The organism is Streptomyces sp. DSM 41931 (assembly GCF_050271085.1).
GTDB lineage: Bacteria > Actinomycetota > Actinomycetes > Streptomycetales > Streptomycetaceae > Streptomyces > Streptomyces albogriseolus.
In genome coordinates, this window is record NZ_CP189902.1 from 50,223 (window position 1) to 75,780 (window position 25,558).

Here is a 25,558-nt window from a genome sequence, read left to right on the forward strand (position 1 = left end):
GCTTCAGGGGCGCGGGCGGACGCGCACCCAGCGTGGGCGCGCGTCGCTGCCCCTGCGTCCGGCCACCGACGCGCAGCGTGGGCACACCCGCTGCACCTTGTCGGCCGCGCCGCCCGACTCGGGGAACGTGTCGGGCCAGCTGACGTGGGAGAAGCGCGCGAGGCGCGAACGGCTGAGGGACAAGCCGCAGACGGTCTCGTTGCGGCCCGGCTCCCAGGCGTGGACCTCCCCGGCGGGCAGCCTGCGGCGGCCGTCCTCCTCGTCGGTCCACTGCCCGGAGGCGGCGACGGCGTACCGCGCGCCGCGTTTCATGGCCTGCGTCCCGGCTCGGCGGAGCTGCTCCCGGTCACGTCGGCACCGTCCTTGCCCTCGGCGGCTCTTCCTGTGCGGGCGGCGCTGCCCCGTTGCGGCAGCGCCGCCCGCACCGGACGAGTGCCACAGGGGCCGCCGTCCATGCCCGGCGCCTACTCGCAGCCGGTGCCGTCGCCGTCGCGGTCCAGGTGGCTGCCGTAGCCGGGGTCGCCGACGTGTACGGGTGCCGCACCGGCGGCTCGGGCGGCAGAGCAGTTCTCGTAGTAGACGCTTCCTCCGCCTCCTCCGCCACCGCTGTAGTCCTCCTCGACGGGTTCCGCGGTCACGGTCCTGGTGACCTTCACCTTCACCTTGGCCGTCTCCGTTTCCGTCACCGTCACGGTCGGGGCGGGTTCCGGAGCGGCGGACGGTGTGGCGGTCACCGTCGCGGTGACGGTCGCCGCCGGCTGGGCCTTGGCCGCCAGAGGCTTCGCGTCGCCCTTCGCGCTGCTGTCCTCGCCGCTCGCTCCGATGCCGATGAAGAAGGCGAGACCGAGCGCCGGCAGCACGTACCGCTTGCGCGCCCACTTCGGCGCGGTGCGGCCTGCTGGTGTGTACGGATTGGTCATCACGCCCCCCGGGTGCCAGTTGAAGCACGAACTGTAGCGGTTGTGTGAAGAAAATATGAACTCTCTGGACGATGGCGCCCCGTCAGCAGTCCACGGAGGGAAGGCGGTCCAGGCCGGTCTCGCGCATGATGCGGTCGACGGTTTCGTGCAGTGCGCTGTCGGCGGTGATGACGGTTTCGATGCCGCCGGGCAGAAGGTCGCACGGGCGGTACCACTCACGCAGCCGGCTCTCCCCGACGGTGTCGGCGATCGGCTTGGTGGCGTGGCGGGCGAGCGTCTCGTCGAATGGAACGTCCAGGTAGTACGCGTGACTCCGGCCGCGATGGTCGGTGTGCAGCCGGGTCAGCATGGCGCCGTAGCGGTCGGCGCGGAGGATGCCTTCGACCACGACGTGGAAGCCGGCGTCCAGGGCGTGGCGCGCGGTGAGGTCGATCAGGCCGATGGTGGCCGCGCCGGGGCGGTCGTGCTCGCGCAGGACGACACGGCGGAGGTTGTCCTGGGCGACCAGGGCGAGTCCGCGGCCGAACCGTGCGCGCAGTCCCGCCGCGACGGACGACTTCCCCGAGGCGCTGTTGCCGCGCAGGACGACCAGCCTGGTGTGCTCCGTACCCGCCCTCACGGCCTTCACGGTACGGGTGGACGGCGGGGTTCCGCGGGGGATCAGCGCGGTACGTCGTAGGAGATGTGGGTCGCCGTCGACGTGCGGGTCACGCTTCGCTGCGTGAGGGTACGGGCCACCCCGCCGGTGAAGAGGGGTGTGCCCCCGCCCAGCACGACGGGGGCGAGGTGCAGGGTCAGTACGTCGATCAGCCCGGCGTCGAGGGCCGAGCTGATCGTGATGCCGCCGCCCATGACGTACACGTCGAGGTCCTTGCCGCTGCGCGCGGACGCCGCCCGCGCACGTTCGCGCGCGGTGGCGACGGCGTCGCGCACACCGGTGGTGACGAACGTCCAGTCGAGGTCGGACGTGCGTACGGACGCGGGCGGTTGGCTCGTCAGGACGACGAACGCCGGCTTGCCGACCTCACCGGCGCCGTAGCCGGACTCGTCGTTCCAGCCCTTCGGGCCGTCGACGATGTCGAAGAGGTGGCGGCCCAGGACGACGGCACCGGAGCGTTCGGTCGTCTCGCGTACGATCCGGCGGTCCTCCGGGTCGCCGGAGAACGCCCAGGTGTGCAGGCCCTCGCCGCCGGTGCCGAGGCCGTTGAGCAGACCGGGGTCGGGGCCGGTCACATAGCCGTCGAGGGAGATCGAGATGTCAGCGATGATGCGGGTCATGCAAGTGCAGACCCGGTTCGCCGCTCGAAGTCATCGGCGGCCGACCGACCGTCCGGGAGCGGGGGCCTTCTCCTTGTAGAGGGCGACCGCGCCTCCCCAGAGGGCGCCCGGGTTCAGCCGGTCGGGGAAGCGTTCCAGCATGGCGTGGAAGAAGCCGAGCGGGTCGTCGTGCCGGGCGAGGAGTTCGTCGGCGGCGTCGAGGTAGGCGCGGGTCTCGGCGATCGCGCGGGCGGCGTCGTCGTCCAGCTCCTTGTTCTTGTGACCGGTGACGATGTGGCGTGGACGGAGGTCCTCCACGACGGTGACGGCCTTCCGCCAGGCGTCGCGGCCGCCGTCGGCGGATTCGGCGAGGTACTGGTGGACGCCGTTGTAGATCACGTCACCGGCCACGACGAGGCCGAGGTCCGGCACGTGCAGGACGCTCGTCCCGTCCGTGTCGCTGTGGCCGACCTCCACGATGTGCAGCTCGTGGCCCTCGAGGGTGAGGCGGTCGCCGGGCACGGTGACGGCGGTGACGGGGGCGTCCGGGATCTGTCCCGGGAAGAGTTTGTCCCAGAACTGCGGGCGGATGGCCGCGTTGCGGTGCATCTCCTTGATCGTGCCCTCGGAGGCGACGACGGTCGCGCCGAAACGTTCCGCCATGAGGCCGGCGGTGAACCAGTGATCACCGTGGCCATGGGTCGCGAAGATGTGGGTCAGATTCTTGCCGGAGGCCGCCACCCAGTCCCCCACCGCCTCCGCCTGGGCGGTGGTCAGCGGCGGATCGACCAGGACGGCGTCCCGCTCTCCGTGGACGAGGGTGACGGACAGGGGTGAGAACATCCGGCGGTCGCCGTTGGGGACGGGTTCCGTGACGTTCTGCGGGATGGGGTCGGCTACGAAGACGTCGTAGGCGAGGGTGCCGCTGGTGGGCATGATGAGTTCCTCACTGACTGGGTTCGCGCCGCCGGTCACCGTCGGGCGACCGGTGGGCAGCGGCGAGGGCGGCGTGGTACGCCGGGCCCCGGATGATCGTGACGGCGTCCTGATCGACCGGCTCGCCGTCCGGGCCACGGAATTCGAGCCGCACGGGGCGCTCCCCGTCGGCCGTGCAGACCACGCCCTGCCCCGTCTCCTGCGGGCGGTGCCGGTCCCCCCACGCGCTGAGCGCGGCGAGGATCGGCAGGACGTCGCGGCCGACGTCCGTGAGGACGTACTCCTCACGGCTGCGTTCGCCCTCCTCCTGATAGGTCACGCGCTCCAGGAGGCCGGCGCACACGAGGTCGTTCAGGCGCTGGCCCAGGGTCGCGTTGGGGATGCCGATGCGCTGGAACTCCGCGAAACGGGTGCGTCCGAGGAAGGCCTCGCGCAGCAGCAGCAGGTTCCACTTCTGGCCCAGTACCGCGAGGGTCCGGGCTATCGGGCAGTGGCGGTTGGCCGGCAGCGACATGGCGTCCATGAGTTCCATGTAAGCAGACTTCGGAAACTGAAGCCAGGGGGTTGGCTTCAAAATGTGAAGTCAGAGTTGTGACGTCCGGCACCGATCAGAGGCGCACACCCGACGTCACTGGCACCGCGGCGACCACATAGCCTCTGCCCGTGACCCCCAGTCGTAGCCGGAGCGGGCAGTCCTGCCCCGCCCCGCTCCCTCCCTGTCGCACGCTGCTGGACAGCACGGACTGGCCCGCGCTCGCCACCGCCTGCGGCACGGGTGAGTCCCTGCCGGCGGCGCTTGCGCTCCTGACAAGCTCCGACCCGCTCGTCAGGCAGTCCGCCGTCGAGGACGCGCTGCGACCAGTGACGCACCAGAACAGCGTTTACGAGGCCACAGTGCCGGTGGCGCTCTACATCGCGGCGGTCCTCGGCCACCCGGCCGTCACAGCAGGCGACGTGGGTCCCGACTCCGGTGAGCGCCCAACGCACCCCACTCTCGTGCGGCTGCTGAAGTGGCTCGGCGACACCGCCTACGACGCCGACGACGGGTGCGTCGCCACTGAGGAACCCCTTCACGGTGCCGGGAACCTCGAGGAGCACACGGCGACGCGTGCGTTCCGGGACGCGCGCCCGGCGATCTTCTCCGCCGTTCGGGCCTTCCTCGACCATGACGACGCCGGTGTGCGCCACACCGCCCTTGTCGCTGCCATCCCGCTCGTAGGACACCCCGCCCTGGTCCGACACCAGGCCGCTCTGGCCCGACATGCCCGGTCCCTGCTGGCGACCAGCACCGACCGGCATCACCGAGACCGCGTGCTTGACGCGCTGAAGGGCTGGGGACACGACGTCAGCGGACTGGAGAACACCTCCGACGTTGCCGCCCGCGAGCGCTACGCGCGCCTCGCGGCCGCTCGCGCTTCCCGGCAAGGCGGTTACAGCGAGGACCCGCCTTTCTGACACCTCCAGGCGACGGTCGTCTTCTTGCGAGGGCCGGCTGCGGCTCGTCCAAGCGGGACCCCGCACGCAAGAGCGGCAACCAGCCAACGGTCGGTGTGAGGCCGAGGGCAGTGGCCGGAACCGCCGCATGCGCATCCGTGCGAGGCTGCGCGGCAGCCGGACGGACGCGCCCTCGATCACTCTTGCTCCACGCAGGGGCGACCGTGTCGGCGCCGCATTGACTCGACCGCGGCGTGACACGAACTGCGGCCTCGGCGCGCCGAGTTGTGGGGGCCGTCGGCGACGGACCCGACCGGCCGCGGTGGCCGGAGTGAGCACCGCGGGTCCGCTCTCCGCGCCGTGATCGATGGCGTGATTTCATCTACCACCTATCATCGGCAGCCGCGAAGGATACGCATGTCCGGGCCGCGACCGCGGCCCGGCACGTTCGAGTCCGTGCACCCCACCACCCAAGGGAGAAGCATGCGTACCGAGATCGTTCTGTCCCAGGATGCCCCCGAGCTGGACCTCGACCTGGACCTCCGCGTGTCCGACCTGCCGGAGCAGGCCGAGTCGTTCGGGCAGGGCACCTACACCTCGCCGAGCAGCTACGCGATCGGCACGCGCTGCCCCATCTGTTGCTGACGGGCTGAGGCCCCTCAGGGGCTCTTCCGAGCGGGGCGGTGCTGGGACCGCCCCGCTCTTCCGTACGACGGCGACGAGGAGAGCGCACACGTGGCGGCGGAGTCCGAACCCCATCAGACGTCTGCAGTATTCGAAGTACGGGAGCCCGTGCTCGTCCGTATGGCGAGCCGGCCGCGCGGCACCGCCCTGGCCGGCGTCGACGCCGCCGATCCGGTGCGCGGAGCACGGCAGCTGGCCTCCGATGCCGTGCTCGGCCAGGCGGTACGGGTGGCCAGCGGTTCCCTGGCGCACAGTCTGGACCGTCTGACCGGTGACGAGGGCGTGGCGACGCTGGGGCGCAAGCGGACGGTGAGCGCCGCGCGCACCCTGACGCGGTACGCCCGCCGGGCCGCGGCGCGTCCGACGCCGTTCGGTCTGTTCGCGGGTGTGGGCAGGGCCCGGTTCGGTTCCGCGGCCAAGGCGGAGCCGGGGACCGGTGAGGTCGCGGTCCGGCTCGACGGGGCGTGGCTGCGGCGTCGCGTACTGGCCTGGCTCGCCGAGCCCTCCGTGCGCCGGCGCGTGGAGGTCGTTCTCAACGACCTGTGCTTCCTGCGGGACGGCCGGCTGTACCTGCGCACTGGTGGGCACGAGCAGTCGGTGCGGGACAACGCGCTGGTCAGCGCGGTGCGGGAGCAGGCGTGCACCCTGGTGGCGTACGACGATCTGCTCGATGCGCTCTCCGGGCGCTTCCCGTCGCTGGACGCCGGGCGGCTCGACCGTCAGCTCGCCGAACTCGTCCGGCACGGCTTCCTCCTCACCTCCATCACCCCGCACCGCATCGACGCCGCGCTGCTCGACGGCATCGAGACGGTGCTCGACGAGGCGCTTCCCGACGACGCGCGGGCGCTGCGGGACATCCGGGCGGCCTGTGCGCGGCACCAGGAGGACGCCCCGGGGCGGGGCGGCGACTCCTGGCGACGGCTGCTGGACGAGGTGCGGCGACTCGACGTCCCCGGCACGGGCGGCGACGCTCAGGCCCGGCCTCCCGTGCATGTGGATCTGCACATACCCGGCGAGTTCGTCCTCCCGGAGGCGGTCGGGCGTGAGGTGTGCCGGTACGCGGGCGCGATCTGGGCGATCACCCCTGAGTGGACGACGCTGGCGTACATGCGGGACTACCGTGACCGCTTCATCGAGCGGTACGGCACCGCCTGCGCCGTGCCGTTGGGCGAGTTGACCGACGCGCACCGCGGGCTCGGTCTGCCTCCGGAGTACAGCGCGGAGCCCACGTACGCGCGCACCGGGCCCGGTGACGAGGCGGACGGTCCGCGACGGGCGTTCGTCGGTGAGCTGATCCAGGAGGCCGTCCTGTCCGGCGGCGACCTGGTGCTGACCGACGATGCCGTACGGCGTCTCGCGGACGTCGCCCGGCACGATCCGGAGGCCGCGCCGCCACGCGGCCTCGAACTCTGCTTCCAGGTGCTCGCCGAGAGCACCGCCGCCCTGGACCGCGGCGACTTCCGCCTGCTCGGCAGCCCGCACATCGGGGCGTGGGCGGCCGGCGCCACCGCGGGTCGCTTCGCGGAGGCCGCCGGCCTCACCGCCGAACTGTCCCGGCTGGCCGCCGAGACGTCCGGCGGTTCCGACGGCGAGGTGATCGCGGCGCAGGTGGAACTGCTCCCCCGGGAGCCGCGCGGGCTCAACATCGTCCAGGTCCCCCGGCTGCTGCCGTACCGCATCCCCGTCGGTGTGCCCGACGACCGGGACGACCCCCGCTGTCTGGACTGGCGCTCACTGCTCGTCGCGGCCGGTTCGGACGGGCTGCGGCTGCTGCACCCGGAGAGCGGGCGTCCCGTCCGGCCGGTGCTGCCGCACATGCTGGCCCTGGACGCGCAGGCTCCGCCGGTGGCACGGTTCCTGATGGATCTGGCGACGGCACGGCCACGGGTGTGGTCGGGCTGGGACTGGGCCGGGCACGACACCCTGCCGTATCTGCCGCGCGTGCGGTACGGCCGGGTGGTGGCGATGCCCGCACGGTGGCTGCCCGGGCGCCGGCTGCGCGATGCGGCGCGCGCCAAGGACGCCGAGGTGTGGGAGCGGGGTCTCGACGCCTGGCGGCGGCGTCTCGCCGTACCGGACCGGCTGCAGATCGCGCGCAACGACCAGATGTACCCCGTCGATCTGCGCGATCGGTGGGACAGGGACCTGTTGCGCACCGAACTGACCGCTGCGCACCCCCGGTTCGTCCTCCACGAGGATCTGACCGCCGGCGGTGCGGGGCTCGGCTGGAACGGCGGGCACAGTACGGAGATCGTGGTGCCCCTCGCGGGGGCGCGGCGGTCCGGCGGGGCCAAGCGGACGGCAGGCGGGGAGCGGGCGCGGCCCGCACCGCCGGTCCGGCCCGCGCCCACCCGGTTCCATCTGCCGGGCGAGGACTGGCTGTTCGTCAAGTGGTACGCGGAGCCGTCGGCCCATGACGCCTTGCTCGCCGATCATCTTCCCGCCGTGCTCGCCGAGATCGAGGACGACATCGACCGTTGGTTCTTCGTGCGGTACCAGGACCCCGAGCCGCATCTCCGGCTGCGCTTCCACGGCGACGCGGAGGCGCTGAACGGCCGGGTGCTGCCCGCGCTCAGCCGTGCGTCGCGCGTACTCGTCGAGAGCGGGGCGCTGCGTTCGACGGCTCTCGACACCTACCGGCCCGAGAGCGACCGGTACGGGGGCGAGGCTCTCCAGGAAGCCGCCGAGCGTCTGTTCCGCACGGACAGCCTGTCGGCGATCGTGCACATGCGTGCCGCGCGCGGCGCGGCGCGGGCTCTTCCCTCCGACGTGCTCGCCGGGCTCGGGCACGCGGTGCTTCTCGAGTCCCTCGGGGACTGGGACTGGTACGGCTGGGTCGACCGGATGTTCACCAAGTCCGAGGAGCACGAGGTCTACCAGCGGCACCGTACCCTCGCCGACCGGCTGATCACGCCGGGGCAGGTGATCGCGGCCGCCGCGGAAGCGCTGAGGGCGCCGGCGCTCGGCGCGCTGTGGGCCGGGTCCGACGAGCCGCGTGCGTACGGGCGGTTGATCCTTTCCGCCCCGGAGGCCGACCGCGACGAGGCGCTGCTGTCGCTGCTGCACATGCGGCACAACCGTCAGTTCGGCATCGACCGGTCGGCGGAGGCCCGCGGATACGCGGTGCTGCGGGGTGCGGTACGGAGTCACCTCGGGCGACGCCGGCATGGCGGCGGGGGCGTGGGCGGCGACGGGAGCGGTCGATGAGCGGGGCGGCGGACGTGACCACCACCGGCGGCGGGACTCGGGAGCGCGGGGGCGGTGAAGCGGCTCACGGCCTGCGGGAGCGGGCCGGGGCGGTGTCGTCCGAGATCCTGGAACGGCTGGCGGACCCCGCCGCCACCATGGCGGCCACCCGCATCCCGGCCGAGGCCGCGGACGACGGGGTCGCCGAGCCGGTCTGGGCGGAGCTGACCCTGGGCAGCGGCAGTCCCGGACTGGCACTCGCTTTCGCGGGGGCCGCCCGTGACACCGCGCGGCAGGTTCCGCGCGCCCATGCGTACCTGACGGCGGGCACGCGTGCCGTCCCGGGGGCGCGCGGCACCGCGAGCGGGATCTTCAAGGGGCCCGGCGCCCTGGCGTGCGCCGTGCTGGTCGCCCACCGCACCACCGGCGGGTACGTCTCCGCGCTCGACCGGTTCGACGCCTACCAGCGTGATCTCGTGAGGACGGTCCTGCCGCCCGTCGAGGACCGGCCGTTGCCGACCATCGGACACTACGAAGTGGTCCGTGGACTGAGCGGAGTCGGCCGCTATCTGCTGGCCCGTGCGGAGACCTGCGAAGAGCCGCTGACGGCGGTGCTGGACCACCTCGTGCGTCTGTCGCTGGGCACCGTGGAGCATCAGGGCGCACTCGTGCCGCGCTGGTGGGCGTTGGACGCGCCTCGGATCGGTTCGGAGGGGGCGTTTCCCGGGGGTCACCTCAACCTCGGTCTGTCGCACGGCGTTGCCGGACCGCTCGCGTTGATGGCCCTGGCATGGGAGCAGGGCGTGCGGGTGCCGGGGCAGCGGGAGGCGATGGAGGCGACGGCCGGACTGCTGCGGACCTGGGCGGTGGCGGACCGGCACGGTGTCTTCTGGCCCGGCTACCTCTCCTTCGCCGAGTGGCGGCGCGGACCAGCCGCCTATGACGGCACCGCCAAGTGGCCGGCCTGGTGCTACGGGGCTCCTGGGGTCTCCCGTGCTCTGCAACTGGCGGGGCGGGCTCTCGGCCGGACGGACTTCTCGGACCTGGCCCGCGCCTCGGTGGACCGGCTGCTCGCCCTCCCCCGGTCGGACTGGGGAATCAACGACCATGCTCTGTGCCACGGCTGGGCCGGGGCTCTGCACCAGCTCGGCCGGCTCAACGACGAGTGGCAGGACCCGCGGCTGGACGGACTGCGGGACGGCATCGCCGCCGAACTCGTCTCCGCCTTCGATCCGGCACTGCCGTTCGGGCTGCGGTTCACGATGACGAAGGCGCCGTTCGGGTCCGACGTGTCCGGCTATCTGGACGGCGCCGCCGGGGTCGCGCTCGCGCTGGACTCGTACGCGGTGGGCGGCACACCGGCCGACTGGGACATGCCGTTGTTGCTGGCCTGATGAGGCGATGTCCCTCCGCCGCCGAGCCCGAGGCAGCCGGCCCGGCGGAAAATGTGATGCGCCGGGGCCGGTCCTGGCGACAGACTCTCGCCCCATGACGGGCCAGATCACGCGCATCAATCCGCCTCAGCTCCACGCGACCCCGGGGTACCACCACATCACCGTCGTGGAGGCGGGACCGACGGCCTACCTCGCGGGGCAGTGCCCGCTCGACGAGGCGGGGGAGCTCGTGGGGCCGGGTGATCTGGACGCCCAGATCGACCAGGTGGCGGCCAACGCTCTCGCGGCCCTGAGCGCGGTGGGCGCCGGGCCGGAACACGTCGTCCGCTCCGTGATCTACGTGGTCAGCGACGACGGACCGGTCCTGGGCGCCGCCTGGCGACGCCTGACCGCATCGGTCGTCGGACCGGCGTTCACCACCGCGAGCACGCTGCTGGGAGTCGCCCGGCTCGGCTTCTCCGGGCAACTCGTCGAGGTCGACCTGACAGCGGCCCTGCCCCGCTGACCACGGGGCCCGGACGCCGGAACGCGTGGCCGCCAGGCTGGTCTCCCGGTGGGCTGCCACCGGCCAGGCCCACGCAGGCGACGTCAGCGCCCTGGCCGGTGGGGGCGCCACACGTACCGGACATCCGGCTCACGTTCCTCGTTCCGCAGACCGTCGGTCCACTCCCCCGCCACGAAACCGTGCCGCTCGTAGAAACGACGCGCCACCTCGTTGACCTGGAACGTCCACAGCGTCAGCCCCGACGGGCTCCGCTCCTTCGCGAGGTCCACGAGGCGTCCGCCGATGCCTCTGCCCTGCCGGGCCGGGTCGACGTAGAGCTGGTCCAGGTCGTCGCCGTCCAGCACCATCATGGCGACGACCGAGTCGTCCACCGTCGCCACCCAGGTCTCCTGGCCGGGAACGACCACCTCGCGGATCCAGGCCCGCACCTCGTCGTCCGTATGCGCCCGGCGCACGCGCGGCAGCGCCGCCGTGAAGGACCGCAGCCACACCTCGGCCACCGCCGCGGCGTCGGGGCCGGTAGCACGGCGCAGGACGACATCGTTGATCTCCACGGCACGCATGCTCGCAGAGGCTCGACGCCGATCGCACCCGAGTTCTTCCGGCCGCGGAACGGAAGCGGGGGGACGCCGAAGGAAGCGTGCGGGCGCACATGCAGCAGCGTGGCGGCGAGCCGCACCGGGTCGCGTCAGATGGTGACGTGGCCCGCGGTGCAGATCGGCAGGTAGATGCCGAGCACCCGCTCGGCGATGTGGGCCGGCGGCAGGTACGCGACGGTCCGGGGGCGGTCCGGGTCCTGGAGCACCTGGTTCTGCGTGAACGACCCGTGGATGACGTCGCGGTGGGTGAGCACCACCCCCTTCGGCTCCCCCGTCGTGCCCGACGTGTACACCACCGTCAGCGGTTCGTCGGTGGTGATCTCGTCCGTCAGTGCCTCGAACGTGTCGGCGTCCAGCGGTCCCGCGCCGCGGACTGCCTGGTAGCTCACGAACCGTCTGTCGCCCTCCGGCGCGGCGCGCCAGTCCAGGACGATCGCGGCACGCAGGTCCGGCAGGTCGTCGAGCACGGGCCCCCAGCACCGCATCTGTTCCTCGCCCTCCAGGACCACGACGGTGGCCGCGCTGTGCCGGGCGACGCGGCGGATCTGCTCCGTGCTCAGGGTGTCGTAGGTGCCGCAGGGCAGAGCCCCGAGGTGGACGGCGGCCAGGTCGGCGACCCAGTGTTCGGCCCGCCGGGACATGGCGATGAGCATCCGCTCGCCCCGCCGCAGGCCCGCGGCGGCCAGTCCGCGAGTCAGCGCGGCCACCTCGGCGCGCAGCTGGAACCAGGTCAGCGTGCCGTCGTCGGGGCCGGTACCGGTGGTGAGTGCCGGCCGGTCCGGGTGCCGTCGCGCGTTCTCGCGCAGCAGTCGAGGGATCGTCAACCCCTCCTCGGTCTCGTGCAGTTGCTCCGGTGCGGCCACGGGGGCTCCCTCCATCGCGCGGGTCTGCGGACTCCCGGGGCGGCACACGGTGGACCACTGTTGACGGGGTGTCAACAGATCCGGTCGCACCTCTGGCGTTCATGCGCCGTCTGTGCTCCCCTGGGGGCGCGACGATACAGCGATACTGAATGTGTTTCAGCGTACCAACTGGGTACAGCCGCGGACCACGGGGACAACGACCGGGACGAGACGAGGAGTAGCAGCATGACCGACGTCAACAGGCGGAGACTACTGATCGCGGGCGGCGCGCTGGGCGCGTTCGGGGCGCTGGGCATGGCGTCGCCGGCGCGGGCCCGGTCGCTGTGGACGTGGTCGCCGTCCGACTCGGTGGCGGGCCGCGGAGCCGGCGTCGACCCGGACTGGGTGTGGGACGACGAGGTCGACGCGATCATCGCCGAGGTGATCGAACGGGGTCAGGTGCCGCGCGTCAACGACCTGCTGCGGAACTGGGTGCGCAACGACCAGCCGCTGCCCGACGGGCTCCCCGCCGAACTGCGGGACTGGATGGAGGAGGCGCGCAAGCTGCCCTCCTGGGCCGACACCGAGAAGCTCCAGGACGCGGTCGACTTCACCCGCAGGAAAGGGCTGTACACCGGCGTCCTGTACGGCCTGGGCAGTGGGCTGCTGAGCACCGCCATCCCCCGCGAGGCGCGCGCCGTGTACTACTCCAAGGGCGGCGCGGACATGAAGGACCGGGTCGCCAAGACCGCCCAGCTCGGGTACGACGTCGGGGACGTGTACGCGTACAGGCCGCAGGGCGGAATGATCGCGACGTCGGTGCGCACGCGGCTGGTGCACGCGGCTGTTCGGCATCTGCTGCCGCGGTCCCCGGGCTGGTCCCGGACCAGCGGCGGCCAGACCGTCCCGATCAGCCAGGCGGACATGATGGTCACCTGGCACAGCCTGCCGACGTACGTCATGGGCAAGCTGCGCGACTGGAGGGTCCCGATCACGGAGACGGAGTCGGAGGGCTTCCTGCACGTGTGGCAGGTGAGCGCGCACATGCTGGGCATCCGGGACGAGTACATCCCGGCCACCTGGGCGGCGGCGAACGCCCAGTCGAGGCAGGTCCTCGACCCGATCGTCGACCACACCCCGGAGGGCGCCGCGCTCACGGACGCGCTCCTCGGCATCATCGCGGAGGTCGACGCCGGGCTCACCGAGCCGCTGATCAACGCGTTCTCCCGGTACATCGTCGGTGACCGGGTCGGCGATCTGATCGGGCTGGACCGGGAGCCCATCCTGCAGCCCGTGGTCAGCTCGGCCTGGCCGCTGGTGGTGGCGTTCCGCGAGGGGCTGATCCCGCTGCCCGGGGTGCCGTCCATCGCGTGGACGCTGGAGGAGGCCCTGCGCAAGTTCGTCCTGCTGTTCATGTCCGAGGGGCGGCCCATCCACCTGGAGATCCCCGACGCCAACCGGCCCTTCTGACGCCGCCCCTTGCGCGACCGGTGAACGCGAGGAAAGGTGTGCGCCCCGTGCCCCCGACCCGCCGAGATGGGATGGTGACGCAGTATGCCCGGTGACGGGATGGCGACGACGCCGGAGCCGGACGCGCGCGGCCCGGGACGACGACGCTTCCTCGGTTACGTCCTGGCCGCCCCGACGCTCGTCGCCGCCGCCGGGACGTCCTCCGCCCCGCGAGCCGCGGCCGACGGCATCCCCTCACCCGAGATCACCGAACTGGTCGACCTCAACGACGTGATGACGGCCGCCGCCCTGCCGACCTCGGGTCTGATCACGGTCGAGGTGAACGAGGACGGCACCGTGTCGTTCGCACTGCCGCGCGCGGAGGTCGGGCAGGGCATCACCACCTCGACGGCCATGCTGATCGCCGAGGAGATGGACGTGCCGGTGGAGCGGGTGCGGGTCACCCTCGCCGACGCGCGGCCGGAGTTGCTGTTCAACCAGCTCACCGGCGGTTCCAACACGACCTTCTCCACCTACACGCCGGTACGGGTCGCCGCCGCGGTCGCCCGGCAGCGGCTGCTGAACGCGGCCGCCGTCGAATTCGGCGTCGAACCAGGTGACGTGGCGCTGAAGGACGGGGTCCTGTCCGCTCCCGACGGCCGCAGTGCGGGTATCGGGGAGCTCTCCGGAAAGGCGGCGGGCCGGATGAGTGAGCGGGTCTCCGTGAGCCTCAAGCCACGCGACCGGTTCACCGTCGTCGGCCGCCCGCACACCCGCGTGGACGCGCTCGCCGCGGTCACCGGGCGCAAGCAGTTCACCCTGGACCTCGATGTGCCCGGCGCGCTGCCGACGATGGTGTGCCGGCCGCCCACGATCAACGGCAGGCCCGGCACGGTGAGCAACCTCGACGAGGTGCGGGCCATGCCCGGGGTCACCGACGTCGTGGTGATCTCCACCGGGGTGGCGGTGCGCGCGGAGACCTTCGGCCGGTGCATCGACGCCGTACGGGCGCTGCGCGTGTCGTGGAAGCCCGGGACGGCGGAGGGCAAGTCCGACGCCTCCGTGCTCGAGGAGCTGCGCGCCGCCGAACCGCCCATGGGCCTGCCGCCGTTGACGCCGAGCGTGGAAGGCTCGTTCACCTTCCACTTCCGCAGCAACAGCGCGCTGGAGCCCAACTGCGCGATCGCCGACGTCCGTCCGGACCGCGCGGAGATCTGGTCCTCCCTGAAGTCGCCGATCGTCGCCCGGCAGACCATCGCGGCCCGGCTGCGGCTGCCGGTCGCCGCGGTGAAGGTGCATGTCACCGAGGGCGGTGGCTCGTTCGGTCGGAAGCTGTTCTTCGACGCCGCGCTGGAGGCCGCCGAGGTGTCGCAGAGGGCGGGCAGGCCCGTCAAGCTGATGTGGCACCGCGCGGACGACTCCCGTCAGGGCCGCACCCATCCGATGGCGATCTCCCGGGTGCGGGTCGCGTACGCGGGAGACACCGTCCTCGGCTACAGGCAGCGGCACACGAGCGTCTCTACGGACCTCGGCCACGGCCTGGGCGAGCTGCTGACGGCGATGGCGGCCCGGCTGCCGGTCGGGGACATCGGGTTCTCCGAGACGTTCTTCCAGCTGTCGCAGTCGATGCCGTACGACTTCGGAGTGAACAGCCGGCTGCTGGCCGAGACGGACAAGGGCTTCAACACCGGCAGCATGCGCAACGTCTACTCCCCCGACGTCACGTGTGCGCGGGAGCTGATCGTGGACCGGCTCGCCGCGAGGACGGGCAAGGACGCGTACACGTTCCGGCGTCGGTTCCTGCGGGACGACCGCGCCCGGGCCGTGCTGGACAAGGCGGCGGAGGCCGGTGACTGGGGCCGGACGATGCCGGACGGCATGGCGCAGGGCATCGCGCTCCACACCGAGTACCACTCGGCCAACGCGGTGCTGGTGGAGATCGACTGCCGGCCGGAGACGGTGAACCGGCGGGTGCGCGACGGCGTGACCGGTCCGCGGGTCACCAAGGCGGTCGTCGTGGTGGACGTCGGGCTGACCGTCAACCCGCGCGGCCTGGAAGCACAGATGATGGGCTGTCTGATGGACGGCATCGCCCAGACCCTGACCTCAGGACTCCACCTGCGCGACGGTCACTTCCTCGAGGCGAGCTGGGACAACTACTTCTACACCCGGCAGTGGAACACCCCACTGGAGTTCGACGTGATCGTCATGCCGGACACCACCGGCGAGCCGGGCGGGGCGGGTGAGCTGGGTGTCGCCGCGTCGATGGCGGCGGTGGCGTGTGCCTACGGACGTGCGACCGGCACGATGCCCACCACTTTCCCCGTCAACCACGGCACCCTCTCCTTCGACCCGAAACCGACCGTCCCGCCCATTCCCGCGTCCCCGGCCGACGGCCTCGACCACGTCCGCTGAAGACCCCTGGAGCCCTCATGCCGAAGCACACGTTCCGTCTGAACGGCGAAGAGGTCACCGTCGATGTGCGGGACGACGAGCGGCTGTTGTGGGTGCTGCGCGACGTCCTGGGCGTGACCGGGCCCAAGTACGGGTGCGGCATCAACGTCTGCAAGGCGTGCACGAGCCATCTCAACGGCCGTGCGGTGAACCCCTGTGCGGTCCCCGTCGGCGCCCTGAAGCCGACCGACGAGATCACCACCATCGAGGGGCTCGCCGACACGGTGGACGCGGAACTGCATCCGATGCAGGAGGCGTGGCTGGAGCAGGACGTGGCGCAGTGCGGCTACTGCCAGCCGGGGCAGATCATGGCGGCGGTCGCGCTGGTCCGCCGCGTCGCGGAGGAGGGCCGCGAGGTCACGGACGAGGATCTGGACGGCATCCGCAACATCTGCCGCTGCGGCACGTACCCGCGGATCCGCGAGGCGATCAGGTCGGCGGCCGGGAGGATGTGAGGGGTGGTCCGCGGACCGCTCCCCGGCGCGGTCAGGACGTCCGGGGAGTCAGCACATCCTGGAGGAGGGTGCCGTACCGCGCCACCAGTTCCGCGCGGTCCATGCGGAGCAGGCCCTGGTCCCCGGCCACCCACAGGGCGTAGAGGAGTCCTCCCGCCACGGCGGCCGCCATGCGCGCGCGGATACCGGCGTCGGGACCGGAGAGCCGGCGGCGCAGGGGCTCGACGAAGAGATGCTCGTGCGTGTCCCTCAACCGGTCGTGGATGTGCGGTTCATTGCTGCCGTGAACCAGTGCGAGGAAGACACCGCGTGCGGAGCCGCCGAGGTCGAGGAGGAGTTCGGCGAGGCGTTCGCCCAGGCGCTCCAGTGGTACGTCGAGCAGCGGTTCGTCGTCGAGCGTCAGGTGCATCGTCTCCAGGAACAGCAGTTCCTTGCTCTTGAAGTGACGGATCACCAGGGCGGGGTCCGTGCCGGCCTCGGCGGCGATCTGGCGGACGGTGGTCCGTGAGTAGCCCCTGCTCCGGAAGAGCTGGGCGGCGGCCGAGTGGATGGACTCGCGGGTCGACACGCTGGAGCCGGTCTGCAGCATGCGGGTCAGGATAGGGGGCCGTGTGCTTCGCACCTGCGCGTTCACACATTCACAGGGGCCGGCCGCAGATTGCGTGCGTGTTTCGAGAAGTTCGGTCAACAATGTTGACTCCGGCTCGGGGCGGCTGCACATTACTTGACGGTAGAACCAGCCGGTAACCGTTCGACCAGGTTCTCTTCCCCGCCCTCGACGCCCCGCCCTCCACCGGCACGCCGTGCCGCCCGCCGCACCCGCAGCCCCGCCCTCCCCTCCGGAAAGGGATCACATGCAGAAGCATGTCTCGCGCCGTAATGTCATGGCCACATCATGCGCGCTCGCCGGTGCGCTCGCCCTGAGCCTCACGGCCGGCGGCACGGCCCAGGCGTCCGACCCGCTGCAGTACGTCGCCCTCGGCGACAGCTACAGCGCCGGCTCGGGCGTCCTGCCCGTGGACACGAGCAACCTGCTGTGCCTGCGGTCCACCGCGAACTACCCTCATGTGATCGCGGACCGGACCGGCGCCCGCCTCAAGGACGTGACCTGCGGCGCCGCCCAGACCAAGGACTTCACCTCGTCGCAGTACCTGGGCGTCCCGCCCCAGGTGAACGCGCTCAGCGCCGACACCGACCTGGTGACGCTGACCATCGGCGGCAACGACAACGGCACCTTCATCAACGCCATCACGTCCTGCGGCAGCGCGGGTCTGCTGACCGGGGGCCAGGGCAGCCCGTGCAAGGACAAGTACGGCTCGACCTTCAACGACCAGATCGAGAAGAACACGTACCCCGCGCTGAAGAACGCCCTGCTGGCCGTACGCGCCAAGGCGCCCAACGCCCGCGTGGCGGTGCTGGGTTACCCCTGGATCACCCCGGCGAAGGCCGACCCGTCGTGCTATCTGAAGCTGCCGATCGCCTCCGGTGACGTGCCGTACCTGCGCGACGTGCAGACCCACCTGAACACGGCGGTCGAACGCGCCAGCAAGGAGACGGGCGCGACCTTCGTCGACTTCTCCGAGGTCTCCGACGGCCACGACGCGTGCACGCCTCCCGGCACCCGCTGGGTCGAGCCGCTGCTGTTCGGCACAAGCCTGGTGCCCGTCCACCCGAACGCCCTCGGGGAGCGGCGGATGGCCGAGCACACGATGGAGGTTCTCGGGCTGCGGTGAGGCCGTCCCGCGACGCCTCCGGCGAACGGTCCGTTCACCCCTCGCGGGAGAACGGGCCGTTCACACCACGGGGAACGTGACCCCCGTGAGCTCCTCGGAGACGGTCCACAGGCGTTGCTGGACGGCCCGGTCGTGGGAGTCGCGGCTCGATCGCACCAGCGTCGGGTGGCCGCGGATCTCCAGGCGGCCGGCGGGGCCGTAGTACTGGCCGCCGCGCACCTCGGGATCGGTGGCGGCGCGGACCGTCGGCAGGGCTCCCATCGCGGCGTTCTGCGTGAGCAGCGGCGCGAGCCAGGTGACGGGCAGGCGGAACACCGCAGGCGAGTTGCGGATGAGCTCGGTGTTCGACACGCCGGGATGAGCGGCCACCGCGACCGTGGTGCCCCGCGAGGCGAGCCGGCGCTGCAGTTCGTAGGTGAACATCAGGTTGGCCAGCTTGGACTGGCCGTACGCGGCCACGCGGCTGTACGAACGCTCCCAGTTCAGGTCGTCGAAGTGGAGGGCGGCGCGGATGCGGTGGCCGCCGCTGCTGACCGTGACGACGCGGGAGCCGGGGACGTCGAGGAGCCGGTCGAGCAGCAGGCCGGTGAGGGCGAAGTGGCCCAGGTGGTTCGTGCCGAACTGCAGCTCGAAGCCGTCGGCGGTGGTCCGCTTCGGCGGGTACATCACGCCCGCGTTGTTGATCAGCAGGTCGATGCGCGGATGCACGGCGCGCAGGTCGGCGGCCGCGGACCGGACCGAGTCGAGGGAGGCCAGGTCGAGGGCCTGCACGCCGACGTCGCCGGAGATGCGGGCGGCGGCCTGCTTGCCTTTCTCGACGTCCCGGACGGCCAGGACCACCGTGGCGCCCCGCTCGGCGAGCATCCGTGCCGTCTCGAAGCCGAGCCCGGTGTTGGCGCCGGTCACGATCGCCACCCGGCCGCGTTGGTCGGGAATGTTCCGTTCATCCCAGCGTTCACTCATCACGCACCCCTAAGAAACCGTCGGTCTGTTATCAGTCAACGTAAGAGACCGGCGGTCCGATGTCAAGGAACCGGTGGTCTTTAAGTTAAGCTGCGGGCATGACCTTCCAGCGGGCGCGAAGTGAGGAGCAACGGGCGATCCGCCGCAGGGCGATCCTGGACACGACGGCTGCGATGCTCGACGAGATGCCGGTGGCGGAGGTCAGCCTCAACGAGCTCAGCCGGCGCGTAGGCCTCGCCAAGTCCAACGTTCTGCGGTACTTCGAGTCGCGCGAGGCGGTCCTGCTGGAACTGCTCGACGACTTCCTGGGCAGCTGGCTGGAGGCCCTGGCGGACGAGCTCGCCGAGGGGGTCGACGCGGACGCGGCGCCCGAGACGCGGGCGCGCCAACTGGGCGAGGTGATCAGCCGGTCGCTCGCGGAGCGCACGGTGCTCTGCGATCTGTTCGGCGCACAGGGAGGCGTCCTCGAGCGCAACGTCTCGGTCGAGGTCGTCAAGCGGCACAAGCGGGCCTCCCTCGCGAGGCTCGCGACCATGTCGGAGCTGCTGCGCCGCCATGTGCCCGAGATCGGCGACGCCGCGGAGCGGTTCTGCCTGATGGCCCTGGCCACGGCGGGCGCGCTGGGGACGTACGTCCCGCCGCCGCCCGGTGTCCTCGCCGCCTACGCGGAGGAGCCCGAGCTGGGTGTGCTTCACATGGAGCTGCCGGACGCCCTGCGGCTGACCGTCACCTCGCTGCTGCTGGGCGTACTCCCCCGCGGCTGAACAACACCCGTGGCGGCGAACGGAGTTCGTCCATCCCAGTCCGCCGCCACAGGTCAAGGTGCGCTACGCGACTGCCGTCCCTTCGAGTTCCACCATCTGACCGGGGACGGCCAGGCGGGTCACGCCGAGCATGGTGGTGGTCGGCGCGACGCCGGCGGCGCCGAGACGGCCCGCCAGGACTCCGTAGTGCTGGAAGAGCAGGTCGACGTCGGTCGTGTAGACGTTCAGCCGGACGAGGTTCGCCAGCGACATGCCCGCCTCGGCGAGCACCGCCTCGACGTTGTCGACGCCGAGCGCCAGCTGGGCCGCCATGTCGCCGTCGTGCTCGGGTTGGCCGTCCTTGCTCATCGCGGTCTGGCCGGAGATGTAGAGGGTGCGGGAGTGCCCGGATACGACCTCTCCCTGGTTGAAGCCCATCTCGACCGACCACGAAACGGGGTTGACCGCGTTACGTTCCATCACCGCATCTGCTCCATCGTCAACGTGTGGGTTGGCACTGCCTCGACGTCGTGCGGTGAACCCTCGCAGGAAAACGTGACATCTTCGGTCATGTATTTCGTTAGGGTCCTTTCCATGCGAGCCGACCGGCTGGTGTCCCTCGTGCTGCTGCTGCGTCAGCGAGGCCGGATGACCGCGGAGGCACTCGCCCGCGAGCTGGAGGTGTCCCCCCGGACCGTGCTGCGGGACATGGAGGCCCTGTCCGCGGCGGGCGTCCCGGTCTACGCGGAGCGCGGCCGGCACGGCGGGTTCGCGCTGCTGCCGGACTTCCGCACGGCGCTCACCGGACTGACCCACGACGAGGCGCTCGCCCTCCTCGTCGCCGGATCACGGCGCGGGGCGCAGCTGTTCGGCCTCGGGTCGGCGCTCGCCTCGGCCGTGCTCAAGGTGGTCGACGCGCTGCCCGACGGACTGCGGGAGACCGCCGCGGGCGCGGCGCAGCGGCTGCTGGTCGACCCGGAAACGGACCTGCTGGCCCGGCCGGTTGCCCCGGAGGAGGTGCCCGACGCGGTGGCGACGCAGGTGCGGCGGGCGGTCTTCGGCGGGCACCGGCTGCGCATCCACTACGCGGCGGTGAACCAGTCCCCGAAGTGGCGCACCGTGGACCCGATCGGCCTCGTCACCGTCAAGGACCAGGGCTATCTGCTGGCCCGGCGGGGTTCGGAGGACCGTACGTACCGGCTGTCCCGGGTGCTGGCGGCCGAGCAGCTCGACGAACCGGCCCTGCGCTCGGACTCCGTCGACCTGGAGCGAGCCTGGCGGGAGCGCGAGGTGCGGTTCCGTACAGGCGGTGACACCACGGAGGTGCTGGTGCGGGCGGATCCGGCGCGTCGGGACCGCCTGGCCGCCACGGCTCTGGCGGTGACCGGCGAGGGGACGGACGTGGAGGGCCGGCTGCGGATGACGCTCGTCTTCCAGGACGCTCGGCATGCGGAATGGGCGCTGTGGGAGCACGCTCCGGGGGTCGAGGTGCTGGCTCCGGAGTGGTTGCGGGCGGGGCTGGGTGAGCGGGCGAGGGAGGTGGCGGCGCTGTACGAACGCTCGCTCGGGACGACGAGTCGGGCGTGTCCCGGGCGGGGCCTCTCGGGCGACGGGGGTACGCCGCCGGGACGGTGAAAACTTGCTGTCGGCCCGGCACTGCGTCGTGCCAGGATCGCCGCATGACTCTGCGATACCCGCCTCCTCTGCGTCCCGGTGACCGTGTCGGTGTGACCTCGCCGTCGAGCGGGGTCCCGGAGGCGCTACGCGCGCGCCTGGAGGTCGCCGTCAGTGACATCCGGGCACGGGGGTACGAGGTCGTCGTCGGGACGTGCATGGACGGTTCGGGTCACGTCAGCGCTTCGGCCGCCGAGCGTGCGAGCGAGTTCATGTCGATGATGACCGACCCCACCGTCAAGGCGATCGTGCCGCCGTGGGGCGGGGAGACCGCGATCGACCTGATCCCGCTGCTGGACTGGGACCGGCTGCGTGAGGCGGAGCCGACCTGGGTCGTCGGCTTCTCCGACATGTCGACCCTGATGACCCCGCTCACGCTGCTCACCGGTACGGCGACACTCCACGGCAACAACCTCATGGACACGCCGTACCGCGTGCCGGAGGGGCTGCTGTCGTGGTTCGACATCGTGGCCGCGCCGTCGGGCCGGTCCTTCACGCAGACACCGCCCGGCCGTCACCGCACCGTCGGCTACGACGACTACGCCACGTTCCCCGACGTACGGGAGTACACGCTCGACGCGCGGGGCGGCTGGACCCGGCTGGACGGCGCGGGGGACGTGGAGGCCGAGGGGAGGCTGATCGGCGGCTGCGTCGACGTGCTGTGCAATGTCACGGGGACGCCCTATCTCGACATGCCGGGGTTCGCCCGCGACATGGCACCCGAGGGGCTGCTCGTGTACGTGGAGGTGTGCGACAGCGACGCCTTCACCGTCTGCCGCAATCTGCACGGTATGAAGCTCGCCGGGTTCTTCGAGGGTGCGAACGCCGTCCTGGTCGGCCGGACCGCGGCTCCGGACAGCCCGTCCCTCACCCAGCACGAGGCCGTCCTCGACGCGCTCGGCTCCCTGAACGTGCCGATCGTCGCCGATGTCGAATGCGGGCACGTCCCGCCGTACATGCCGATCGTCAACGGCGCGTACGGGCGTGTGGTGCACGCGGCGGGGCGGAGTGCGCTGACGCAGACGTTGCGGTGACCGGGTGACGGAGTGACGGAGCGATCGGGAGGCGGCGTGGAACAGGGTGGCGTGTCCCGCGGTGCCCGCCTGGCCGCCCATGGTGCCGTTTCCGCCTCGCTGGCCCTGTGCGATGACCGCGGGTTACGTGAACTCGTGGACGCCGGGCAGCCGTTGGGCTCCGGCATCGGCGGAGAGCGGGTCCTGCTGGACGTCGACGGTACGCCGGTCTTCGTCAAGCAGGTACGCCTGACCGATCTGGAGCGGCGGCCGGAGAATCTGCGCTCCACGCGCAACCTCTTCGAGCTGCCGCTCTTCTGTCACTACGGAGTCGGCACGATCGGCGGCCCCGGCTTCGGCGCCTGGCGGGAGCTGGCCGCGCACCGCATGACGACGGACTGGGTGATCGCGGGGCAGTACGAGGGCTTCCCGTTGCTGCATCACTGGCGGGTGCTGACGGACAGCGGCCGGCCGCTCCCCGAGGAACTGGCCGATCTGGAACGGGCCGTCGCCTACTGGGGAGGCGGGGCAGAGGTACGTCACCGCATCGAAGCGCTGCAGCGGTCCTCGGCGAGTCTGCTCCTGTTCATGGAATACCTCCCGCGGAACCTGCACGACTGGCTCGGTGAGCGGATGAGCGCCGACGAGGAGACCGCCGAGCGGGCATGCGCCATGGTGGACGACGAGCTGAGAGCGGGCATCGCGTTCATGAACGCAGGCGGGCTGCTGCATTTCGACGCCCACTTCGAGAACATCCTCACGGACGGCCGCCGGCTCTTCTTCACCGACTTCGGCCTCGCGTTCTCCTCTCGTTTCGAACTGGCCCGGGCTGAAGCGGACTTCCTTGAGCACCACCGCATCTACGATCGGTGCTACGCCGTCACGCATCTCGTGAACTGGCTGACCGTGGCTCTGCTCGGACACGAACCGGAGGAACGCAGAGCGTTCGTGCGCGCGTGCGCGAAAGGGGTCCGCCCACGGCAGATGCCGACCGCGATCGCTGACGTGGTCGCGCGGTACGCGCCGGTCGCGGAGACGATGGGGGACTTCTGTCAGCGGTTCCGGACGGAGAGCCGGACGGTGCCTTTTCCGTTCGCGGCGGTCCGGGAAAGACTTGAGATGTGTGATCAGTGAGGAGTCAGGGTTTTCCATGCATTAGCAGGCGGCCTTCGAGGAGATCAACCAGGACCAGACGGCTTGCCCACCTTCCGCTATCACCCGGACCCCGTAGCCACCGGGTCGATCCGGACGTCCGCCGGCAGGTGCGTGTGCTGCGAGCGCAGCAGGGGACGGATCTACACGGCCGACTTCTACACCGCACACGAGGTCGACGGGCCCTTCTGCCCGTGGTGCATTGAAAGTACCCAAGGCCCTATCTCAGTTCGGTGACTTCTCGACCTAGATGGGCGGCGATGCCGGTGCCGTGCTCTTCCGCTGCACGGTGTGCGGTACTCATCTCGCCTATGCGGACGCATACTAGGAATCGAGTGACGTTCGGCGGCGTCTGCGGCGCAGGGCCAGAGGTATGTAGACCATGAGGCTTACCGCCGGGAAGGTGCCCACGAGCACAAGGACCAGGACGTTCACCGGGACACCGTCCAACACGTCCGTGGTGAGGCCCACGGTGAGGAACAACGCGAGCACGGGCCACACGGCACAACCTCCCGCGCAGACGGCAAGGAAACCCAACTGCTCGGCAGCCCTCTCGGACTTGGCTGTGACTGCGTTCAACTTGGCAATGGCCTGTGGGGTCCGCTCCCAATCCTCCCCACGCCGCCGTATCCATGAATCGCGCAGTACTCCCAGCTCCGTGTCGAGGGAGCTCACGGCCCACTCAGTGAGGTGCGGCAGCAAGAACATGCGCCCGCCACGGTCATAGAGCACCATCACCCGCTTCGGCACGTTGTGCTGATGAGCAGCCGGACTACGTTCATTGCGAATCTCCTGCACGTCTTCCCACGCCACGCCCCTCGTCCTGAACGCCGTCCGAATCAGAATGTGATCTTCGTAGAGGATCGTTGCCGCCCGGCTGTAAGCAGCCGTCACCCAGACGGCCAACAGGAAAACCACGGTGATCACGGAGATTGTGACCCACAGGGGAGAATCCACGTCGAGCACGATGGCCAGCACAGCCCCTGACAGCGGAGCGCTCGCGGGGATGAGGAAGCCAACGGCGAAGCCCTTCGTGGAGTCGTACCGTCGCAGATGCGGGTCATCGGTCATCGACTGCTTCAACCCCTCCGTCGCCGTGTGTGGTCGCCTTCACGAACAGAAAAGGGCGGTGTGGCGTCCGCGAAACGCTCAGCTCAGAGGCAGGCGTGGCCACCCCCAACAGTTCCGGCGCCTCCACGAGCGGCTCTCGGCTACGTCATACACTGCCGCTTCATGACCAGTGATCTTGGATCTACCTGCAGCGGCTGCGGGGCGCAACACCCAGAGTTGCCGATGAACTACACCGCCGAAGCGCCGGCCGTGTGGGATGCGGGGTTCGCGCACGCCGATGACTGTCTGCTGTCCTCCGATCAATGCGTGATCAGGGCCGAGCACTACTTCGTCAAAGGGCTCGTCGAGATACCCGTCCTCGGTACCGACGACGTCTTCTCCTGGGGAGTCTGGGTGTCGCTCAGCCGCGCCAACTTCTCCCGAGCCGCGGATCTGTGGGACCAGCCCGGGCGGGAGAGTGAGGAGCCATACTTCGGTTGGTTGACGACCGAGTTGATGGTCTATCCCGAGACCACCCTCAACCTCAAGACGCTCGTGCACACCCGTCCCGTCGGGGAGCGTCCCTTCGTCGAGCTCGAACCGACCGAGCACCCCCTCGCCGTCGAGCAGCGCAACGGCATCACCATGGACCGGGTGCGGGAGATCGCCGCAGCCGTGCGTCATCCCTCATGACGGTCACGTATGAGTGGCGGGGTCAGGTCGACAACGACGCCCTGAACGCCTTGCACGCCGAAGGCTTCGGCGGGCCCGTCGGGCTGATCGACTGGCGGGGCAGGCTGGAGCGGCACAGTCTCGGGTGGGTGTGTGCCCGGGACGGCGCGGAGTTGGTCGGGTTCGTCAATGTCGCCTGGGACGGCGGGGTCCATGCCTTCGTGTTGGACACCGTCGTGGCCGAGAGGTGTCGCGGTGGCGGCGTGGGGACCTCGCTCGTGCGTCTCGCCGCCGAAGGGAGCCGAGCGGCCGGGTGTCAGTGGCTGCACGTCGACTTCGAGGAGCACCTGCGGGCGTTCTACTTCGACGCCTGCGGGTTCCGGACGACGGCTGCCGGGCTGATCGCCCTCTAGTCGGTCCCGGCAGCCGTCCTTCCTCGCAGA

General features: G+C 71.0%; 28 protein-coding genes. 16 read left to right on the forward strand and 12 right to left on the reverse strand.

Annotated elements, in window-relative coordinates; all coding sequences use genetic code 11:
* Positions 1-3: 3 nt before the first annotated feature.
* The 6 genes from ACP7TJ_RS00250 to ACP7TJ_RS00275 form a co-directional block, all read right to left on the reverse strand.
* Complete coding sequence (locus tag ACP7TJ_RS00250) at positions 4-312, reverse strand: hypothetical protein (protein ID WP_093769584.1); 309 nt, start codon at positions 310-312, stop codon at positions 4-6.
* 152 nt (positions 313-464) lie between these two features.
* On the reverse strand, positions 465-920 hold the full coding sequence (locus tag ACP7TJ_RS00255; RefSeq protein ID WP_228919067.1) for an excalibur calcium-binding domain-containing protein: 456 nt from the start codon (positions 918-920) through the stop codon (positions 465-467).
* Between the two features lie 82 nt (positions 921-1,002).
* A complete protein-coding gene (locus ACP7TJ_RS00260) occupies positions 1,003-1,539 on the reverse strand; it encodes a kinase (RefSeq protein WP_427761599.1) in 537 nt (178 codons plus the stop codon).
* 41 nt (positions 1,540-1,580) lie between these two features.
* On the reverse strand, positions 1,581-2,198 hold the full coding sequence (locus ACP7TJ_RS00265; RefSeq protein WP_189909329.1) for a dihydrofolate reductase family protein: 618 nt from the start codon (positions 2,196-2,198) through the stop codon (positions 1,581-1,583).
* A gap of 30 nt (positions 2,199-2,228) precedes the next feature.
* Positions 2,229-3,113, reverse strand: a complete 885-nt coding sequence (locus ACP7TJ_RS00270) for an MBL fold metallo-hydrolase (RefSeq protein ID WP_403451302.1) — start codon at positions 3,111-3,113, stop codon at positions 2,229-2,231.
* Positions 3,114-3,123: 10 nt separating this feature from the next.
* Complete coding sequence (locus tag ACP7TJ_RS00275) at positions 3,124-3,645, reverse strand: winged helix-turn-helix transcriptional regulator (RefSeq protein WP_404715514.1); 522 nt, start codon at positions 3,643-3,645, stop codon at positions 3,124-3,126.
* A gap of 131 nt (positions 3,646-3,776) precedes the next feature.
* Here ACP7TJ_RS00275 and ACP7TJ_RS00280 point away from each other — a divergent pair, with 131 nt between their 5' ends.
* From ACP7TJ_RS00280 to ACP7TJ_RS00300, 5 genes are all read left to right on the forward strand, one after another.
* Positions 3,777-4,568, forward strand: coding sequence for a hypothetical protein (locus ACP7TJ_RS00280; RefSeq protein ID WP_427761601.1), 792 nt, complete (start codon positions 3,777-3,779; stop codon positions 4,566-4,568).
* Between the two features lie 462 nt (positions 4,569-5,030).
* Positions 5,031-5,192: an SCO0268 family class II lanthipeptide gene (gene lanA / locus ACP7TJ_RS00285; RefSeq protein ID WP_167744800.1), complete on the forward strand. Its 162-nt coding sequence runs from the start codon at positions 5,031-5,033 to the stop codon at positions 5,190-5,192.
* A 90-nt stretch (positions 5,193-5,282) separates the two neighbouring features.
* Complete coding sequence (locus ACP7TJ_RS00290) at positions 5,283-8,438, forward strand: lantibiotic dehydratase (RefSeq protein ID WP_427761603.1); 3,156 nt, start codon at positions 5,283-5,285, stop codon at positions 8,436-8,438.
* Positions 8,435-9,811, forward strand: coding sequence for a lanthionine synthetase C family protein (locus ACP7TJ_RS00295; RefSeq protein ID WP_427761605.1), 1,377 nt, complete (start codon positions 8,435-8,437; stop codon positions 9,809-9,811). The genes ACP7TJ_RS00290 and ACP7TJ_RS00295 overlap by 4 nt, the downstream gene beginning before the upstream one ends.
* 94 nt (positions 9,812-9,905) lie before the next feature.
* Positions 9,906-10,316 carry a RidA family protein gene (locus tag ACP7TJ_RS00300; protein ID WP_093769591.1) on the forward strand — a complete coding sequence of 137 codons (411 nt, stop codon included), beginning with the start codon at positions 9,906-9,908 and terminating at the stop codon, positions 10,314-10,316.
* 83 nt (positions 10,317-10,399) lie between these two features.
* On the opposite strand, the gene ACP7TJ_RS00305 is transcribed toward ACP7TJ_RS00300, so the two are convergent.
* Together ACP7TJ_RS00305 and ACP7TJ_RS00310 are read right to left on the reverse strand one after the other, a co-directional pair.
* Positions 10,400-10,879, reverse strand: coding sequence for a GNAT family N-acetyltransferase (locus ACP7TJ_RS00305; protein WP_093769592.1), 480 nt, complete (start codon positions 10,877-10,879; stop codon positions 10,400-10,402).
* 125 nt (positions 10,880-11,004) lie between these two features.
* Entirely contained in the window at positions 11,005-11,778 is a 774-nt protein-coding gene (locus ACP7TJ_RS00310) for an AMP-binding protein (RefSeq protein WP_427761608.1), read from the reverse strand.
* Between the two features lie 225 nt (positions 11,779-12,003).
* Here ACP7TJ_RS00310 and ACP7TJ_RS00315 point away from each other — a divergent pair, with 225 nt between their 5' ends.
* From ACP7TJ_RS00315 to ACP7TJ_RS00325, 3 genes are all read left to right on the forward strand, one after another.
* Complete coding sequence (locus tag ACP7TJ_RS00315; protein ID WP_427761610.1) at positions 12,004-13,227, forward strand: oxygenase MpaB family protein; 1,224 nt, start codon at positions 12,004-12,006, stop codon at positions 13,225-13,227.
* A gap of 84 nt (positions 13,228-13,311) precedes the next feature.
* Positions 13,312-15,621 carry a molybdopterin cofactor-binding domain-containing protein gene (locus ACP7TJ_RS00320; RefSeq protein WP_427761612.1) on the forward strand — a complete coding sequence of 770 codons (2,310 nt, stop codon included), beginning with the start codon at positions 13,312-13,314 and terminating at the stop codon, positions 15,619-15,621.
* Between the two features lie 17 nt (positions 15,622-15,638).
* Complete coding sequence (locus tag ACP7TJ_RS00325; RefSeq protein WP_093769595.1) at positions 15,639-16,115, forward strand: (2Fe-2S)-binding protein; 477 nt, start codon at positions 15,639-15,641, stop codon at positions 16,113-16,115.
* A gap of 31 nt (positions 16,116-16,146) precedes the next feature.
* Here the strand turns inward: ACP7TJ_RS00325 and ACP7TJ_RS00330 are convergent, their stop codons facing one another.
* Positions 16,147-16,704 (reverse strand): TetR family transcriptional regulator, encoded by a 558-nt coding sequence (locus tag ACP7TJ_RS00330; RefSeq protein WP_093769596.1) that lies wholly within the window; start codon positions 16,702-16,704, stop codon positions 16,147-16,149.
* A gap of 265 nt (positions 16,705-16,969) precedes the next feature.
* Here ACP7TJ_RS00330 and ACP7TJ_RS00335 point away from each other — a divergent pair, with 265 nt between their 5' ends.
* The gene (locus tag ACP7TJ_RS00335; protein ID WP_093769597.1) at positions 16,970-17,848 is read left to right on the forward strand and encodes an SGNH/GDSL hydrolase family protein; all 879 of its coding nucleotides are present in this window, start codon (positions 16,970-16,972) and stop codon (positions 17,846-17,848) included.
* Positions 17,849-17,908: 60 nt separating this feature from the next.
* Here ACP7TJ_RS00335 and ACP7TJ_RS00340 read toward each other — a convergent pair whose 3' ends face one another.
* Positions 17,909-18,811 carry an SDR family NAD(P)-dependent oxidoreductase gene (locus tag ACP7TJ_RS00340; protein WP_427761615.1) on the reverse strand — a complete coding sequence of 301 codons (903 nt, stop codon included), beginning with the start codon at positions 18,809-18,811 and terminating at the stop codon, positions 17,909-17,911.
* Positions 18,812-18,909: 98 nt separating this feature from the next.
* Here ACP7TJ_RS00340 and ACP7TJ_RS00345 point away from each other — a divergent pair, with 98 nt between their 5' ends.
* Positions 18,910-19,575 (forward strand): TetR/AcrR family transcriptional regulator, encoded by a 666-nt coding sequence (locus tag ACP7TJ_RS00345; RefSeq protein ID WP_266394194.1) that lies wholly within the window; start codon positions 18,910-18,912, stop codon positions 19,573-19,575.
* Positions 19,576-19,638: 63 nt separating this feature from the next.
* Here the strand turns inward: ACP7TJ_RS00345 and ACP7TJ_RS00350 are convergent, their stop codons facing one another.
* Positions 19,639-20,034: a RidA family protein gene (locus ACP7TJ_RS00350; protein WP_266394196.1), complete on the reverse strand. Its 396-nt coding sequence runs from the start codon at positions 20,032-20,034 to the stop codon at positions 19,639-19,641.
* 114 nt (positions 20,035-20,148) lie between these two features.
* Between ACP7TJ_RS00350 and ACP7TJ_RS00355 the strand changes: the two genes are divergently transcribed.
* The 4 genes from ACP7TJ_RS00355 to ACP7TJ_RS00370 all read left to right on the forward strand — a co-directional run bounded on the left by ACP7TJ_RS00355 (position 20,149) and on the right by ACP7TJ_RS00370 (position 23,630).
* Entirely contained in the window at positions 20,149-21,189 is a 1,041-nt protein-coding gene (locus ACP7TJ_RS00355) for a helix-turn-helix transcriptional regulator (RefSeq protein WP_367495291.1), read from the forward strand.
* Between the two features lie 44 nt (positions 21,190-21,233).
* A complete protein-coding gene (locus ACP7TJ_RS00360; protein WP_427761618.1) occupies positions 21,234-22,262 on the forward strand; it encodes a S66 family peptidase in 1,029 nt (342 codons plus the stop codon).
* Between the two features lie 51 nt (positions 22,263-22,313).
* Entirely contained in the window at positions 22,314-23,375 is a 1,062-nt protein-coding gene (locus ACP7TJ_RS00365) for a protein kinase family protein (protein ID WP_427767237.1), read from the forward strand.
* A gap of 63 nt (positions 23,376-23,438) precedes the next feature.
* Positions 23,439-23,630, forward strand: coding sequence for a CbrC family protein (locus ACP7TJ_RS00370; protein WP_107308689.1), 192 nt, complete (start codon positions 23,439-23,441; stop codon positions 23,628-23,630).
* Positions 23,631-23,717: 87 nt separating this feature from the next.
* On the opposite strand, the gene ACP7TJ_RS00375 is transcribed toward ACP7TJ_RS00370, so the two are convergent.
* Positions 23,718-24,464, reverse strand: coding sequence for a hypothetical protein (locus tag ACP7TJ_RS00375; RefSeq protein WP_427761620.1), 747 nt, complete (start codon positions 24,462-24,464; stop codon positions 23,718-23,720).
* Between the two features lie 222 nt (positions 24,465-24,686).
* Between ACP7TJ_RS00375 and ACP7TJ_RS00380 the strand changes: the two genes are divergently transcribed.
* Positions 24,687-25,136 (forward strand): DUF2199 domain-containing protein, encoded by a 450-nt coding sequence (locus tag ACP7TJ_RS00380; RefSeq protein ID WP_244354005.1) that lies wholly within the window; start codon positions 24,687-24,689, stop codon positions 25,134-25,136.
* The gene (locus ACP7TJ_RS00385; RefSeq protein ID WP_093769606.1) at positions 25,133-25,528 is read left to right on the forward strand and encodes a GNAT family N-acetyltransferase; all 396 of its coding nucleotides are present in this window, start codon (positions 25,133-25,135) and stop codon (positions 25,526-25,528) included. Before ACP7TJ_RS00380 ends, ACP7TJ_RS00385 begins: the two co-directional genes overlap by 4 nt.
* Positions 25,529-25,558: the final 30 nt, after the last annotated feature.